Origin of the sequence: Pseudomonas sp. DTU12.1, from assembly GCF_009873475.1 — a bacterium.
Lineage (GTDB): Bacteria > Pseudomonadota > Gammaproteobacteria > Pseudomonadales > Pseudomonadaceae > Aquipseudomonas > Aquipseudomonas proteolytica.
Genome location: NZ_CP045254.1, coordinates 5,738,927 through 5,754,140, shown reverse-complemented (window position 1 = coordinate 5,754,140; position 15,214 = coordinate 5,738,927). Strand labels below are relative to the sequence as shown.

At 61.2% G+C, this 15,214-nt stretch carries 18 protein-coding genes; 3 read left to right on the top strand and 15 right to left on the bottom strand.

The window, feature by feature from the left end; genetic code table 11:
• Positions 1-4 precede the first annotated feature (4 nt).
• Complete coding sequence (gene trmB, locus GDV60_RS25620) at positions 5-730, top strand: tRNA (guanosine(46)-N7)-methyltransferase TrmB (protein WP_029300750.1); 726 nt, start codon at positions 5-7, stop codon at positions 728-730.
• A gap of 1,216 nt (positions 731-1,946) precedes the next feature.
• Here trmB and GDV60_RS25615 read toward each other — a convergent pair.
• The 9 genes from GDV60_RS25615 to GDV60_RS25575 form a co-directional block, all read right to left on the bottom strand.
• Positions 1,947-2,270: a DUF3392 domain-containing protein gene (locus GDV60_RS25615; RefSeq protein WP_029300493.1), complete on the bottom strand. Its 324-nt coding sequence runs from the start codon at positions 2,268-2,270 to the stop codon at positions 1,947-1,949.
• Between the two features lie 18 nt (positions 2,271-2,288).
• A complete protein-coding gene (gene hemW / locus GDV60_RS25610; protein ID WP_029300492.1) occupies positions 2,289-3,491 on the bottom strand; it encodes a radical SAM family heme chaperone HemW in 1,203 nt (400 codons plus the stop codon).
• Positions 3,488-4,084, bottom strand: a complete 597-nt coding sequence (rdgB, locus tag GDV60_RS25605) for an RdgB/HAM1 family non-canonical purine NTP pyrophosphatase (RefSeq protein ID WP_029300489.1) — start codon at positions 4,082-4,084, stop codon at positions 3,488-3,490. Before rdgB ends, hemW begins: the two co-directional genes overlap by 4 nt.
• Positions 4,081-4,515: a DUF4426 domain-containing protein gene (locus GDV60_RS25600; RefSeq protein ID WP_029300487.1), complete on the bottom strand. Its 435-nt coding sequence runs from the start codon at positions 4,513-4,515 to the stop codon at positions 4,081-4,083. Before GDV60_RS25600 ends, rdgB begins: the two co-directional genes overlap by 4 nt.
• Positions 4,516-4,536: 21 nt before the next feature.
• The gene (gene metW, locus GDV60_RS25595) at positions 4,537-5,157 is read right to left on the bottom strand and encodes a methionine biosynthesis protein MetW (protein WP_029300485.1); all 621 of its coding nucleotides are present in this window, start codon (positions 5,155-5,157) and stop codon (positions 4,537-4,539) included.
• A 7-nt stretch (positions 5,158-5,164) separates the two neighbouring features.
• Positions 5,165-6,304: a homoserine O-acetyltransferase gene (locus GDV60_RS25590; protein WP_092231136.1), complete on the bottom strand. Its 1,140-nt coding sequence runs from the start codon at positions 6,302-6,304 to the stop codon at positions 5,165-5,167.
• A gap of 162 nt (positions 6,305-6,466) precedes the next feature.
• The gene (locus GDV60_RS25585) at positions 6,467-7,057 is read right to left on the bottom strand and encodes a YggT family protein (protein ID WP_029300481.1); all 591 of its coding nucleotides are present in this window, start codon (positions 7,055-7,057) and stop codon (positions 6,467-6,469) included.
• 9 nt (positions 7,058-7,066) lie between these two features.
• Entirely contained in the window at positions 7,067-7,885 is an 819-nt protein-coding gene (gene proC, locus GDV60_RS25580; RefSeq protein WP_029300480.1) for a pyrroline-5-carboxylate reductase, read from the bottom strand.
• A gap of 33 nt (positions 7,886-7,918) precedes the next feature.
• Positions 7,919-8,605: a YggS family pyridoxal phosphate-dependent enzyme gene (locus GDV60_RS25575; protein ID WP_029300479.1), complete on the bottom strand. Its 687-nt coding sequence runs from the start codon at positions 8,603-8,605 to the stop codon at positions 7,919-7,921.
• Positions 8,606-8,662: 57 nt separating this feature from the next.
• Here GDV60_RS25575 and GDV60_RS25570 point away from each other — a divergent pair, with 57 nt between their 5' ends.
• Positions 8,663-9,697, top strand: coding sequence for a type IV pilus twitching motility protein PilT (locus GDV60_RS25570; protein ID WP_092231125.1), 1,035 nt, complete (start codon positions 8,663-8,665; stop codon positions 9,695-9,697).
• A gap of 139 nt (positions 9,698-9,836) precedes the next feature.
• Here GDV60_RS25570 and GDV60_RS25565 read toward each other — a convergent pair whose 3' ends face one another.
• Positions 9,837-10,472, bottom strand: coding sequence for a C40 family peptidase (locus tag GDV60_RS25565; RefSeq protein ID WP_159909076.1), 636 nt, complete (start codon positions 10,470-10,472; stop codon positions 9,837-9,839).
• A gap of 249 nt (positions 10,473-10,721) precedes the next feature.
• Here GDV60_RS25565 and GDV60_RS25560 point away from each other — a divergent pair, with 249 nt between their 5' ends.
• On the top strand, positions 10,722-11,150 hold the full coding sequence (locus tag GDV60_RS25560) for a TM2 domain-containing protein (protein WP_029300473.1): 429 nt from the start codon (positions 10,722-10,724) through the stop codon (positions 11,148-11,150).
• 144 nt (positions 11,151-11,294) lie between these two features.
• On the opposite strand, the gene GDV60_RS25555 is transcribed toward GDV60_RS25560, so the two are convergent.
• From GDV60_RS25555 to GDV60_RS25535, 5 genes are all read right to left on the bottom strand, one after another.
• Positions 11,295-12,566 (bottom strand): dihydroorotase, encoded by a 1,272-nt coding sequence (locus tag GDV60_RS25555; protein ID WP_104911123.1) that lies wholly within the window; start codon positions 12,564-12,566, stop codon positions 11,295-11,297.
• The gene (locus GDV60_RS25550; protein ID WP_029300469.1) at positions 12,563-13,567 is read right to left on the bottom strand and encodes an aspartate carbamoyltransferase catalytic subunit; all 1,005 of its coding nucleotides are present in this window, start codon (positions 13,565-13,567) and stop codon (positions 12,563-12,565) included. Before GDV60_RS25550 ends, GDV60_RS25555 begins: the two co-directional genes overlap by 4 nt.
• 24 nt (positions 13,568-13,591) lie before the next feature.
• Positions 13,592-14,098, bottom strand: a complete 507-nt coding sequence (gene pyrR, locus GDV60_RS25545; protein WP_029300467.1) for a bifunctional pyr operon transcriptional regulator/uracil phosphoribosyltransferase PyrR — start codon at positions 14,096-14,098, stop codon at positions 13,592-13,594.
• An 82-nt stretch (positions 14,099-14,180) separates the two neighbouring features.
• Positions 14,181-14,618: a Holliday junction resolvase RuvX gene (gene ruvX / locus GDV60_RS25540; protein ID WP_005792259.1), complete on the bottom strand. Its 438-nt coding sequence runs from the start codon at positions 14,616-14,618 to the stop codon at positions 14,181-14,183.
• Complete coding sequence (locus tag GDV60_RS25535) at positions 14,618-15,187, bottom strand: YqgE/AlgH family protein (RefSeq protein WP_029300463.1); 570 nt, start codon at positions 15,185-15,187, stop codon at positions 14,618-14,620. The genes ruvX and GDV60_RS25535 overlap by 1 nt, the downstream gene beginning before the upstream one ends.
• Positions 15,188-15,214 lie beyond the last annotated feature (27 nt).

The following is a 15,214-nucleotide window of genomic DNA, read 5'->3' as shown; positions in this document are numbered from 1 at the left end:
ATTGATGACTGAATCAAACGAAACGCCGAACCCCGTGGAAGAAGGCGACGAGTCCAAGCACCGCCGCATCAAAAGCTTTGTGATGCGTGCCGGGCGCATGACCGAAGGCCAGCAAAAGGGCCTGGACCAGGGCACGCCGTTGTTCGTCCTGCCCCTGGCCGATGCGCCGGTGGACTTCGACCAGGTGTTTGGCCGTTCGGCCCCGCGCTCCCTGGAAATCGGCTTCGGCATGGGCCATTCCTTGCTGGAAATGGCCGCCGCGTCGCCCGAGCAAGATTTTATCGGCGTGGAAGTCCACCGTCCGGGCGTAGGTGCATTGCTTAACGGCGTGCTGACTCAGGGCCTGAAAAACCTGCGTGTCTACGACTGCGACGCGATCGAAGTGCTCAACCGCTGCATTGCCGACAACAGCCTCGACCGCCTGATGCTGTTTTTCCCGGATCCATGGCACAAGAGCCGCCACCACAAGCGCCGTATCGTCCAGGCCTCCTTCGCGGAACTGGTACGCAGCAAGCTGAAAGTGGGCGGCATCCTGCACATGGCCACCGACTGGGAACCTTACGCGGAGTACATGCTGGAAGTGATGAACGTCGCCCCTGGCTACCGCAACCTGGCCGAAGACGGTCAATGCGTGCCACGCCCGGCCGAGCGCCCGATCACCAAGTTCGAACGCCGTGGCGAGCGATTGGGGCATGGGGTTTGGGATTTGAAGTTCGAAAAGCTGGCTTGATCAGCTAGAAGACTGAAATGCGATCAACTGTAGGAGCGAGCTTGCTCGCGAAAAACGGACAGGCGACGCGGGCTACCTGATAGCTCGGCGTTATCGTTGACGTTCTTCGCGAGCAAGCTCGCTCCTACAGTTTTTTGGTGTTGGGCTTTTAGTCAGTCCCGGCCGAGTGCCCGATCACCAGCATGGGATTTGAAGTTCGAAAAGCTGGCTTGATCAGCTAGAAGACTGAAATGCGATCAACTGTAGGAGCGAGCTTGCTCGCGAAAAACGGACAGGCGACGCGGGCTACCTGATAGCTCGGCGTTATCGTTGACGTTCTTCGCGAGCAAGCTCGCTCCTACAGTTTTTTGGTGTTGGGCTTTTAGTCAGTCCCGGCCGAGTGCCCGATCACCAGCATGGGATTTGAAGTTCGAAAAGCTGGCTTGATCAGCTAGAAGACTGAAATGCGATCAACTGTAGGAGCGAGCTTGCTCGCGAAAAACGGACAGGCAACGCGGGCTACCTGATAGCTCGGCGTTATCGTTGACGTTCTTCGCGAGCAAGCTCGCTCCTACAGTTTTTTGGTGTTGGGCTTTTGGTCAGTCCCGGCCGAGTGCCCGATCACCAGCATGGGAGTTGAAGTTCGAAAAGCTGGCTTGACCAGCTAGAAGACTGAAATACGATCAACTGTAGGAGCGAGCTTGCTCGCGAAAAACGGAGAGGCGACGCGGGCTACCTGATAGCTCGGCGTTATCTTGACGTTCTTCGCGAGCAAGCTCGCTCCTACAGTTTTTTGGTGGTGTGCTTTTAGTCAGTCCCGGCCGAGTGCCCGATCACCAGCATGGGATTTGAAGTTCGAAAAGCTGGCTTGATCAGCTAGAAGACTGAAATGCGATCAACTGTAGGAGCGAGCTTGCTCGCGAAAAACGGACAGGCGACGCGGGCTACCTGATAGCTCGGCGTTATCGTTGACGTTCTTCGCGAGCAAGCTCGCTCCTACAGTTTTTTGGTGTTGGGCTTTTAGTCAGTCCCGGCCGAGTGCCCGATCACCAGCATGGGATTTGAAGTTCGAAAAGCTGGCTTGATCAGCTAGAAGACTGAAATGCGATCAACTGTAGGAGCGAGCTTGCTCGCGAAAAACGGACAGGCAACGCGGGCTACCTGATAGCTCGGCGTTATCGTTGACGTTCTTCGCGAGCAAGCTCGCTCCTACAGTTTTTTGGTGGTGGGCTTTTAGTCAGCGGCGGTCGGCAACCACGCCAATCAACACCAGCACCACCAGCAACACCGGCGCCAAACTGTAGTTATTGAACTGGCTCAACCCCCGCACAATCCACGGCGTGGCGTAGATCAGCGCGGCACCGCTGCCGATCATGCACAGCAGGGCCATCAACGGTACGCGCAAGGCGCCGGCGATGTTGCCCAGGCGCGCTTCGACCCAGCCCTTGATGTCGGCGCCGAACAGCACCAGCAAGCAGCCGACAAGCGCCAGGGATATTTCTGACAGGTTACTGCGGCTCCAGCGGGATACGGTGGCAAGCAGGTCGAGTACCAGATCCATGGGATTTCCTTAGAGCGATCAGCTCAAAAACTTCTGCAACAGGTCATTGAGAAAGAGTTGCCCACGGTCGGTGGCCGCCAGGCGTGACGGTTCGACCTGCAATAAGCCACTTTGTTCTGCCTCGCGCCGGGCCTCATCCAGGCTGGCCAGGTCCAGGCCCGTGCGTTCGGCGTAAAGCCTGGCTTCAACGCCGTCGGTAAGGCGCAGGGCGTTCATCAGGAACTCGAAAGGCAACTCTTCGTTGGTCAGCTCTTTCATGCCTGCCTGAAAGCTTTTGGCCGGGTTGAGGTAGTCCTTTGGTGCGCGAGTCTTCCAGGTGCGCACGATGCGCCCGTCAGGATGGCTGAGCTTGCCGTGGGCGCCGGCACCGATGCCAATAAAGTCGCCAAAGCTCCAGTAGTTGAGGTTATGCCGTGCGGGGCGACCCGGCTGGGCATAGGCCGAAACTTCGTACTGGGCGTATCCGTGGGCGGCGAGCAGGGCTTGGCCGGCTTCCTGGATATCCCACAGGGTGTCGTCTTCCGGCAGCGTCGGCGGCTGGTTCCAGAACACTGTGTTGGGTTCCAGGGTCAGCTGGTACCACGACAGGTGGGTCGGCTTGAGGGCGATGGCCTGGCGCAGGTCGCTCAAGGCATCGTCCAGGGATTGATCGGGCAAACCGTGCATCAGGTCCAGGTTGAAGTTATCGAACCCGGCCTGGCGCGCCATGCCGGCGGCGCGCACGGCTTCGTCGCCGTTGTGAATGCGGCCCAGGGCCTTGAGCTTTTCCTGCTGGAAGCTCTGGATGCCGATGGACAGGCGATTGATCCCCAGCTTGCGGTAGGCGACGAACTTCTCTTGCTCGAAGGTGCCGGGGTTGGCTTCCAGGGTGATCTCGATGTCGCGGGCAAACGGTATGCGTTGCTCCACGCCCTCCAGCAATCGACCCAGCGCCGCAGCACTGAACAGGCTTGGCGTGCCGCCGCCAAAGAAGATCGAGCTCAACTCGCGGCCATACACCGCGTGCAGATCCTGATCCAGGTCCGCCAGCAACGCATCGACATACTCTTGCTCCGGCAGCACCTTGCTGGCGGTGTGGGAGTTGAAGTCGCAATAGGGGCATTTACGCACGCACCACGGGATGTGGATGTACAGCGCCAGGGGCGGCAGCACTGGCAGGGCCGCCCGAGGTGTTTGCGCGCCACCGAGGATCAGTGGCTGCGCGGAGGTGTTCTGGGTCATTTCAAGCCCAGACGCTGGCGCAGCAAAGCCATTGCGCGGGCGCGGTGGCTGATCTGGTTCTTGTCGGCCGGGCTCAGTTCGGCGCTGGAGACATTGCGCTCCGGCACCCAGAACAGCGGGTCATAGCCAAACCCATGCTCGCCACTGGCGGCATGCAGGATGCGCCCGTGCCACAGGCCTTCGCAGAGAATCGGCAGCGGGTCATCGGCATGCCGCACCAGGGCCAGCACGCACACAAACTGCGCGCCACGCATCGCGTCCGGTACATCCTTGAGCGCGTCCAGCAACTTGGCATTGTTCGCCGCGTCGCCTTTGCCGTCGGCATACCGCGCCGAATAGATGCCAGGGGCGCCGCCGAGGAAGTCCACGGCCAGGCCAGAATCGTCGGCCAGTGCCGGCAGGCCGGAAATGCGCGCGGCATTGCGGGCCTTGAGGATGGCGTTTTCGACGAACGACAGGCCGGTTTCTTCAGGTTCCACCTGGCTGAACTCGCCAATCGAGCGCAATTGCACCGATTCGCCGAGCATGGCCTGGAGTTCCTTGAGTTTGCCGGCGTTGTGGCTGGCCAGTACGAGTTGTGTCAGGTTCATTATTCGGCCGGGAACAGTTCTTGGGTGAAACTGAAACCGTGGGCCTTGCCGCCGGTTTCAACATTGATGGTAAAGGTGCGGAATTCCTGCTGCGGCACCGAGTAGGGGGCTAGGTAGTAGATCGCGCCTTTTTCGGTGATCTGCTTGAACGTCAGCATTTCACTCTTGCCGGTCAAGTCCTTGATCGTGCCGGTCACTTGCGCGGCCACAGGCTCCACGCCCTTGATCACCGAGACATTGATCATGCCCTTGTTCTTGCTGCGCACCACGCCCACGGCCTGGGCCGTCTCGGGTTGCAGGAAGCTGGAGGTGAAGGTGCTGTAGTGCACGGTGATATCACCAAACGCCTTCTGCCGGTTACTGTCGATAGGGCCGGCGGCCATGGCGCTGGCGCCCAGGCAGGCGGTGAGTAGAAAAATAGCCAGGCGACTCATGATCGTCCTCCTCGAAAATGGTTAGACGGCAATCTGATGATCGGTCAGGCCAGGACTGCTGACCCGGTAAATTCCGATTTCACCCAAAAGATTAGGCCATAGCTTACTCGCCCAGCCGTGGCGATGCTGTTGATCGACGGCCAGGCGGTTGATGACCTTGGCTTCACGCCCACTGCACAACGCCTCGAAATCTTCGAAGGTGCAGAAGTGAATGTTCGGCGTGTTGTACCAGGTGTACGGCAGGAAATCCGATACCGGCATGCGGCCCTTGGTGGCCAGGTACCAGCGGCAGCGCCAGTGGCCGAAATTGGGGAAGGTGATGATGCATTGGCGGCCGACGCGCAACATCTCGTCGAGAATCCGATCCGGGTAGTGCACGGCCTGCAGGGCCTGGGTCATCACCACGATATCGAAGCTGTTGCTGGCAAAGTTGCCCAGGCCCTTGTCCAGGTCCTGCTCGATCACGTTGATGCCCTTGGCCACGCACTGGGCGATGTTGTCCGGGTCGTTTTCCAGGCCATAGCCGGTGACTTGCTTGTTGTCGCGCAGCCAGCTCAGCAGTTCGCCATCGCCGCAACCCAGGTCGAGCACGCGGCTGCCGGCGGGGATCCAGTCTTGGATGATTTCCAGGTCGGCTCTCATGGCTTTCTCACAATGTAATGCGGTTCATGTAGTTGCTGAACGCCTGCAGGTAGCGCGGGATCGGGATCAGGAAGGCGTCGTGGCCTTGTGGTGCATCGATCTCCAGGTAGCACACGTCTTTGCGGGCGGCCATCAGCGCATCCACCAGTTCCCGCGAGCGGGCCGGGGAGAAGCGCCAGTCGGTGGTGAACGACATCACGCAGAACTTGGCGGTGGCACCCTCGAAGGTCTTCGCCAGGTCGTCATCAAAGTTTGCCGCCGGGTCGAAGTAGTCCAGGGCCTTGGTCATCAGCAGGTAGGTGTTGGCGTCGAAACGCCCGGAGAACTCCTCGCCCTGGTAACGCAGGTAGCTTTCGACCTGGAATTCGACGCTGTGGAAGTCGTAGTTGAGCTTCTCGCTCTTGAGCCCGCGGCCGAATTTCTCGCCCATGGAGTCATCCGACAGGTAGGTGATATGCCCGACCATCCGCGCCAGCATCAAGCCGCGCTTGGGGATCACCCCGGCTTCCTGGAACGAACCACCGTGGAACTCGGGGTCGGTGAGGATTGCCTGGCGCGCCACTTCGTTGAACGCGATGTTCTGCGCCGACAACTTGGGGGCCGAGGCGATGGCCAGGCAATGGCGCACGCGGTCGGGGTAAGTGATGGTCCATTGCAGCGCCTGCATGCCGCCCAGGCTGCCGCCGATCACCGCTGCCCATTGGCTTATGCCGAGCAGGTCGGCCAGGCGCGCCTGGCTGTGCACCCAGTCTTCCACGGTCAGCACCGGGAAGTCGGCGCCGAACGGCTTGCCGGTCTCCGGGTTGAGGCTGCTGGGGCCGGTGGAGCCGTTGCAGCCGCCGAGGTTGTTCAGGCTGACCACAAAGAACTTATTGGTGTCGATGGGCTTGCCGGGGCCGATGCAACTGTCCCACCAGCCGGGCTTGCGCTCGTCGGCGCTGTGGTAGCCGGCGGCGTGGTGATGGCCAGAAAGGGCGTGGCAGATCAGCACGGCATTGCTCGCCGTGGCGTTCAGCTGGCCGTAGGTTTCATAGATCAGGTCATAGGCCGGCAGCGATCGACCGCAGGCCAGGGCCAGGGGTTCGCTGAAGTGCGCCACTTGGGGCACGACCAGTCCAACAGAATCGGGGGGGAAGGCAGCTGGCATCGACCCTGCTCTCGTTTAAATGAGGCGTAAGTCTAAAGAGCGGGGGGGCCAGCGGCAAGCGAACCTTGTCCTGGCTGATGACGGCTTGTTTCTGTGGGAGCCAGCTTGCCGGCGATGGCGTTTTCGCGGGTGCCATCGCCGGCAAGCCGGCTCCTACAAAGGTCAGATCAGCAGGCGCAGGATGTCCGGCATCATGGTCATCGCCGCCAGGTTGTTGATCACCAGCATGTCCAGGAGCTTGAGTACCATGAACGCGAGGATCGGCGAGATATCCAGGCCGCCCAGGTTCGGCAGGATCTTGCGGAACGGCGCCAGGGCCGGCTCGCAGATCTGGTTGACCAGCTCGGCGCCAGGGTTATGGCTGCCCGGTGCGACCCAGGACAGGATCACGCTGATGATCAGGGCGAAGAAGAAAATCTTCAGGAACAGCGCGGTCACGCCGATCAAGGCCCAGACCAGCAGTTGCAGGAAGTTGCCGGTGGTGCCGTAGGTCAGCAGCAGCGTCAGGGCCATCAGCGCCAGTTGGACCAGGATCGCCAGGACCAGCGACGACATGTCCAGGCCGAACAGGCTCGGGATCACCCGGCGCAAGGGCTTGAGCAGCGGCTGGGTGGCCTTCACGGCGAATTGGCAGAGCGGGTTATAGAAGTTGGCGCGTACCAGTTGCAGGACAAAACGCAACAGTACGATCAGCAGATACAGGCTGCCGAGGGTTTGCAGCACGTAGACGGCTGCGGTGTTCAAACCAATCATATTGGCTCCTTATTGACCCAGTTGTTCGGCCAGTTCGGCCGAGCGGTGCGCGGCGGCACCCAGTGCTTTTTCGACCAGGGCTTCAAAGCCCCCGGCCTGGAACGATTCGATGGCAGCCTGCGTGGTGCCATTGGGCGAGGTCACGCGACGACGCAACTCGGCCGCGTCCACATCGCTGGACACCACCATATGCGCGGCGCCGAGGGCGGTTTGCTGAGTCAGTTGCTCGGCGATTTCCCGTGGCAGGCCCAGCTTCACGCCAGCCGCGGTCATGGCTTCGACCAGCAGGAAGAAATACGCCGGGCCACTGCCGGACACAGCGGTGACGGCGTCCAGTTGCTGTTCTTCGTCCAGCCACAGGGCCACACCCACGGCCGACAACAGCTCCTGGGCCTGCTCACGTTGCTCGGCGCTCACTTGGGTGGTGGCGTACAGGCCGCTGACGCCTTGGCGCAGCAGTGATGGCGTGTTGGGCATGCAACGTACGATGGGCTGGGCGCCGAGCCAGTTGTTCATGCTGGCGCAATTGATGCCGGCGGCAATCGACACCACCAGTTGTTGCGGTGCCAGGCTTGGGCGCAACGCTTCGCACACGGCTTTCATGGCCTGTGGCTTGACCGCCAGCACAATCACGTCGACGCCCTGGATGGCTTCGGCGTTGTCGGCAAAGGTTTCGATACCGTGCTCGGCGCTCACCCGGGCGCGGGTCTCGGCGCCCGGATCGCTGGCGCGAATCTGCGAAGCGTCCAGGCCCTTGGCCCGCAGGCCGCCGATCAGGCTGGCCGCCATGTTACCGGCGCCGATAAAGGCTATACGCGTGCTGCTCATGACAGGTCCTTACTCAGATGGAAGTCAGCCATTTCATGGCTGGCCGTAGTCGCGGGCACCAAACAGGGCGGTACCGATCCGCACCCACGTGGCCCCTTGGGCAATGGCAGACTCAAGGTCATGGCTCATGCCCATGGAAAGTGTGTCGAGCCCCAGGTTCAGGCTCGCTTGCAAGTCACGCACCTTCGCAAACGCCGCATCTTGCTGGGCACGGTCGTCGGTGGGCTCGGGGATCGCCATCAGGCCACGCAGCTTCAAGCGCGGCAGGGCCTGGATCGCCTCGGCCAGCGCTGGCAAATCGGCGGGTGTACAGCCGGACTTGCTGGCTTCGCCACTGACATTGACCTGAACGCAGATATTGAGCGGCGGCAGGTCGGCCGGGCGTTGCTCCGACAGGCGTTGGGCGATTTTCAGGCGGTCCACGGAATGCACCCAAGCGAAGTTCTCGGCGATAGCGCGCGTCTTGTTCGATTGAATGGGGCCGATGAAGTGCCAACTCAAGGGCAGGTCGGTTAATTCGGCTTGTTTGCCGAGGGCTTCCTGCAAGTAGTTTTCACCGAAGTCATGCATCCCGGCGGCATAGGCTTCGCGCACGGCTTGCGCCGGCTTGGTCTTGCTGACCGCCAGCAAATGCACGCTGGATTCATCGCGCTGCACGGCCTGGGCCGCAGCACGGATCCGCTGACTAACCAGGCCAATATTGTCTGCTATGGTCGACATTCAAGTTGCGCCCGTGGATATGGAGTCCGCGGCATTCTACTGGAAATGGATAGCCCTATGGACATCACTGAACTGCTGACCGCCAGCGTCAGCCGGGGCGCCTCCGACCTGCATCTGTCGGCAGGGTTGGCGCCGAGGATGCGAGTCGATGGTGAGGTTGTGCCACTCGACTGGCCCCCATTGAGTGCTACGCAAGTAGCGGACTTACTCAGCCCGATCATGAATAAACACCAGCAAAAGGATTTCGAAACATCTCTTGAAACGGATTTTTCCTTCGAGTTGCCCGGTGTAGCGCGCTTTCGCGCCAATGTGTTCCAGCAGCACCGAGGGATGGGCGCGGTGTTTCGCGCGATTCCCTCCCGGGTACAGAGCCTGGAAAGCCTGGGGCTGGGCGACGTGTTCCGGCGCATCGCCGAACTGCCTCGGGGGCTGGTGCTGGTGACCGGGGCCACGGGCTCGGGCAAGTCCACCACCCTGGCGGCGATGATCGATTACCTCAACAACACCCGTCAGCAACACATCCTGACCCTTGAAGACCCTATCGAATTTGTCCATGAACCGCGCACGGCGCTGATCAGCCAGCGCCAGGTGCATCGCGATACCCACAGTTTCTCCGCCGCCCTGCGTTCTGCGCTGCGCGAAGACCCGGATGTGATCCTGGTCGGCGAGTTGCGCGACCTGGAAACCATCCGCCTGGCCCTGACGGCGGCTGAAACCGGGCACCTGGTGTTTGGCACCCTGCACACCAGTTCGGCGGCAAAGACTGTGGATCGGCTGGTGGATGTGTTCCCCGCGGGGGAAAAGGCCATGGTCCGCTCGATGCTCTCTGAGTCGCTGCAGGCGGTGGTTTCCCAGGTGCTGCTGAAAAAAGTCGGCGGCGGGCGCGTGGCGGCCCATGAAATCATGCTCGGTACACCGGCGATCCGTAACCTGATCCGCGAGGACAAGGTGGCGCAGTTGTATTCGGCGATCCAGACGGGTGGGGCGTTGGGGATGAAGACGTTGGATATGAGCTTGAAGGGGCTGGTCAGTCAGGGGCTGGTCAGCCGCGAAGAGGCGCAGCAGAAGGCGAGGGTGCCTACCGACATGTGAGGTCTTGCGGGCAATAAAAATCAAATGTGGGAGCGGGCTTGCTCGCGAATGCGGTGTGTCAGTCACCCTCTTTGGTGGCTGATCTATTGCATTCGCGAGCAAGCCCGCTCCCACATGTTTACCGCCTTTCAGCCTTGAATCAGCGTTGCACAATGCGCAGGTTGTTCTGCTCTTTAGGCAGCACGCGCTTGGCAATCACGTAGTTCTTGTTCCAGAACGGCTTTTTCAGGGTGTCGATGCTGACCGACTTGCCACGGCGCGGCGCGTGGATAAAACGGTCGTTGCCCAGGTAGATGGCTACATGGTTGACCTGGCGGCTCTTGAGCTTGAAGAACAATAGGTCGCCGGGCTTCAAATCCTTGCGATCAACCTTCTGCCCGTGGCCACTGGCCATGGCATTGGAGGTGCGTGGCAAATCCACCGCAGCTACATCGTTGAAGGCGTATTTCACCAGGCCGCTGCAATCAAAACCTTTACTTGGGCTGCTACCGCCCCAACGATAAGGCGTACCGAGCACGTTGACGGCACGGCTGAGGACTTTGCTGCTTTGCTGGTTATTGCTCGCTACCAGGCCAGGAACTGCTTTAACGTTGGCCTTGCTCAGTTGAGCTGGGCGCTTGACCGTGAGTTTTACCGATTTGGCAGCGTTGGTAGTGGCATGAACTTTAGGGGTGAAACCATTAACGTTCGGAAGTCGTTGCTCACGATTGGTGGCGTGGGCGGCCAGTGGCATCAATAGGCAAATGGTTAGCCATGTCTTTAAAAATGGTCGCATAAGGCAGGCTCTTGTTGGTTTGCGCGCAACTTTATAACAGCTTTTAGTGTCTTTCTCAGGCCGTTTGTCGACTGAACCTTGACGTCAAAATCAGGAAAACCGCGACGAACTGTCGCAATTGTCCTACACAAGTCAGGTGGCATAAGGCTTTGAGGGAAGGGACGATACCATTTGCCGTACGTCGGGTGCCTGTAAAAAAGTCACAAAGAAACCAGAAATATTTATCTATCGAGGCAAAAGAGGTCATTCATGAACACCTATCGACAGGGCGTTTCGCAACAGGACACCCACAGCAAGATGATCGGTTACTTGCTGTGGATCTTCGGATTCACCGGGGCGCACCGCTTTTATTACGGCAAGCCGGTGACCGGGACGATCTGGTTCTTCACCTTTGGTTTGCTGGGCATTGGCTGGTTGATCGACCTGTTTCTGATCCCGGCAATGGACCGCGAAGCCGACCTGCGTTTTACCGCCGGGCCCATTGAATACAACGTGGCCTGGATTCTGTTGGCGTTTCTTGGGGTGTTTGGCTTGCACCGCATGTATCAGGGCAAATGGCTCACCGGCCTGTTGTACCTGGTGACCGGAGGCTTGTTCCTGATTGGCGTGCTGTATGACTTCTGGACGCTGAACACGCAGATTTCGGTGCGCAATGCCGAGCGGTTGGGCGGTCGCTGATCATCTCCAGCCTTGTGAGGATCTAATTGTGGGAGCGGGCTTGCTCGCGAAAGCAGTGTATCAGTCGACCTATTTGTTAACTGATACACCGCTTTCGCGAGCAAGCCCGCTCCCACATTTGACTGTGCCCGCTTCAGTTCTGGATCAAGCCTGGTAGCTGATCCGCCCATCCACCAGGGTGTAACGCACATTCGCCGGCAAGCTATGGCCGATGAACGGGCAGTTTTCACCCCTGGACAACCATTGCTCGCCGGCGACAGTGGAACTGGCCGGATCAAACAGCACCAGATCCGCCGCCGAACCCACCGCCAGCTTGCCCGCCGGCAGGCGCAGCGCTTGCGCCGGGCCTGAACTCAGGCGTGCGAGCAACGTTGGCAGGTCCAGCAAACCATCCTCCACCAGCGTCATCGCCAGCGGCAGCAGCAGTTCGACGCTGCTGATCCCAGGCTCTGTCGCGCCAAACGGTGCCAGCTTGGCATCCCGTTCGTGGGGTTGGTGATGGCTGGAGATCGCCGAAACCACCCCCGACTTCACCGCCGCACGCAAACCGTCACGGTCGGCGCGGGTGCGCAGGGGTGGTTGTACGTGGTACAGGCTGGAGAAGTCGATCAGCGCCTCATCCGTCAGGATCAGCTGGTACAACGCCACATCGGCGGTTACCGGCAGGCCACGGGCCTGGGCCTGGGCAATCAGGGCTACGCCACGGGCGCTGGTCAGTTGGCTGAAGTGCGCGCGTACGCCGCTTTGCTCCACCAACAGCAGGTCACGGGCCAGGGCCACGGTTTCTGCGGTTTCCGGGATGCCCGCGAGGCCGAGGAAGCTGGCGGTGGGGCCTTCGTGGGCCAGGCCGCCTTCGGCCAGGTCGTGGTCCTGGGAGTGGAAGATCACGGTCAGATCGAAGGTGGCGGCGTATTCCAGGGCCCGGCACAGGGTGCGGGTGCTGCGAAAACTCTCCAGGCCATTGCCGAAGGCTACGCAGCCGGCGTCACGCAGGGCAATCAGCTCGGCCAGTTGCTCGCCATCCAGGCCTTTGCTCAGGGCGCCGATGGGGAACACTTTGCAATTGCCGGCCTCGCGGGCGCGGTCGAGGATCAACTCGGCCACGGCCGAGGTGTCCAGCACCGGTTTGGTTTGCGGTGGGCAACACAGGCTAGTGACACCACCTGCGGCGGCGGCGCGGGTTTCGCTGGCGATGCTGCCTTTGCGGCTGTAGCCCGGCTCGCGCAGGGCGACGTTCAGGTCTACCAGGCCGGGCGCGGCCACCAGGCCTTTGGCGTCGATGCTCTCGACCGGGCTGAAACCACTGGGGGCGGCGCCGATGGCAATGATCTTGCCGGCTTCCAGGTGCAGATCCGTAACTTGATCCAGGCCGCTGGCCGGATCGATGACTCGGGCGCCGAGAATGCTGAGCTTCACTGGGCCTTCTCCTGCTCGAATTGACGTTGGGCAGTTTGCCCGCTCATGGCCATGGACAGTACGGCCATGCGTACCGCGATGCCGTAGGTGACCTGGTTGAGAATCACCGAGTGCGGGCCGTCGGCCACCGCCGACTCAATCTCCACCCCACGGTTGATCGGGCCAGGGTGCATGACAATCGCATCCGGCTTGGCGCCTGCCAGGCGCGCGGTGGTCAGGCCGAACAGGCGGTAGAACTCACCTTCGCTGGGCAGCAGGCCACCGGCCATGCGCTCGCGTTGCAGGCGCAGCATGATCACCACATCCACGTCCTTCAGGCCTTCGGTCATGTCGGTGTAGACCTTGACCCCGTATTGCTCGATGCCGATAGGCAGCAGGGTTTTCGGCGCGATCACGCGGATATCCGGGCAGCCGAGGGTTTTCAGGGCCAGCATGTTCGAGCGCGCCACCCGCGAGTGCAGGATGTCGCCAACGATGGCCACCGAGAGGTTTTCGAAGCCACCCTTGTGCCGACGGATGGTGAGCATGTCGAGCATGCCCTGGGTCGGGTGGGCGTGACGGCCATCGCCGCCGTTGATGATCGCCACCTGTGGGCACACGTGCTCGGCAATAAAGTGCGCCGCGCCCGAGTCGCCATGGCGCACCACGAACATGTCGGCCGCCATGGCCTCCAGGTTGCGCAGGGTGTCGAGCAGGGTTTCGCCCTTGCTCGCCGACGAGGTGGAGACGTTCAGGGTGATCACGTCGGCTGACAGGCGTTGGGCCGCCAGCTCGAAGGTGGTGCGGGTGCGTGTCGAGTTCTCGAAGAACACGTTGCAAATGGTTTTGCCGCGCAGCAGCGGGACTTTCTTCACCGCCCGGCCGCCGACTTCAAGGAACGAGTCGGCAGTGTCGAGGATTTCGGTGAGCAATTCGCGGGGCAGGCCGTCGAGGGACAGGAAGTGTTGCAGCTGGCCCTGAGCGTTGAGCTGCAGCGGGCGCTTGGCATCTAGAGGCGTCATCGCGGGGACTCTTTACAAGGCGGTTTAAAGGGCGAGGTCTTGCAGTTCGAGTTCGAGCGGCGTGGGACCGGACAATTTTACCCGCTGTTGGGCTGAAAGCGACAGGGTGGCACCCACCACATCCGGGCTGATCGGCAGTTCGCCAGCCTCGAGGTCGAGCAGGCAGACCAGGGTGATACTGGCCGGGCGGCCGTAGTCGAACAGCTCGTTCATGGCTGCACGGATGGTACGCCCGCTCATCAGCACGTCATCGATCAGTACCAGGTGCTGGCCTTCGATTTCAAAGGGCAGCGCAGACGGGCGCACTTGCGGGTGCAGGCCGTTCTGGCTGAAGTCATCGCGGTAGAAGGACACATCCAGGGTGCCCAGGGGCGAGTCACTGCCCAGCTCTTGCAGCAACGCCTGGGCGACCCACACGCCACCGGTACGGATACCGATGAAACGCGGCTCGCTGATGGCGCGGTGTTGCAGATGGGTCGTGAGGCTCGTCGCCATCTGACGGATCAGTTCGGCGGGATTGGGCAGGCTCATGGTGGCTCCTTCAAGGGCTCGGGCAGCGTGACGCTGGCAAAGTCCGGGCTCAAACGTAAGAAGACGCGGCAAGCCGCGTCAGTCAGGATTCAAATAAAGCGGTGTTTTCATCCAGCCAGCCCTGCAGCAGCAAGGCGGCGGCAATGGCGTCGACCGGGTTGTCGCGGTAGCTGCCTTTCTGCCCGCCACGGTCGCGACGCTCACCCTTGGCCTCGAAGGTCGTCAGGCGCTCATCGTGGGTATAGAAGGGCAGGTTGTAGCGGCCGTTGAGGCGGCGGGCGAATTTTTCGGCGCGCAAGCACATGTCGCTGGGGGTGCCGTCCATGTTCAGCGGCAGGCCGACCACCACCGCGTCGGGCTTCCACTCCTTGATCAGGGCTTCGACCTGATTCCAGTCCGGGATGCCGTTCTGCGCCTTCAAGGTACACAGCTCGCGGGCCTGGCCGGTAATGACCTGGCCCACGGCAACGCCAATCTGCTTGGTGCCGTAGTCAAACCCGAGGATCAGTCGCAGGGCCATCAGGCGTGCCCCGCCTGGCTGGTCAGCAGGTTGAGGTTGATCCCCAGTTGTTTTGCAGCGGCATTGAGGCGCAGCTCGCTGGCAGTATTGAACAGAATGTCGGCATCGAAGGGGCACGTCAGCCAGGCATTGTTGGCCAACTCTTCTTCCAGTTGCCCGGCTTCCCACCCTGCGTAACCCAGGGTGATCAGGCTCTGCTGCGGGCCGGCGCCATCAGCGATGGCAAACAGCACGTCCTGGGAGGTGGACAAGGACACGCCATCCAGATCGACGGTTGCCTGGAACGTCGGGCCGCTGGGGTGCAGGACAAAGCCCCGGTCAGTCTGCACCGGGCCACCGAAATAGATCGGCACCGCCTGGCAACTGGCGGGTGGGTCGATCTCCGGGCGCAGTTGCTCAAGGATATCGGCCAGGTTCAAGTCCTGCGGGCGGTTGACCACCAACCCCATGGCGCCATTGGCCGTGTGCTCGACGATATAGGTCAAGGTGTGCGCAAAGTTCGGGTCGGCCATATGGGGCATGGCGATCAGGAATTGGTGCTTGAGGTAAGTCGGGCTGACATTTTTCATGTCCGCTAGTGTGGCGTTGGAGGGGCG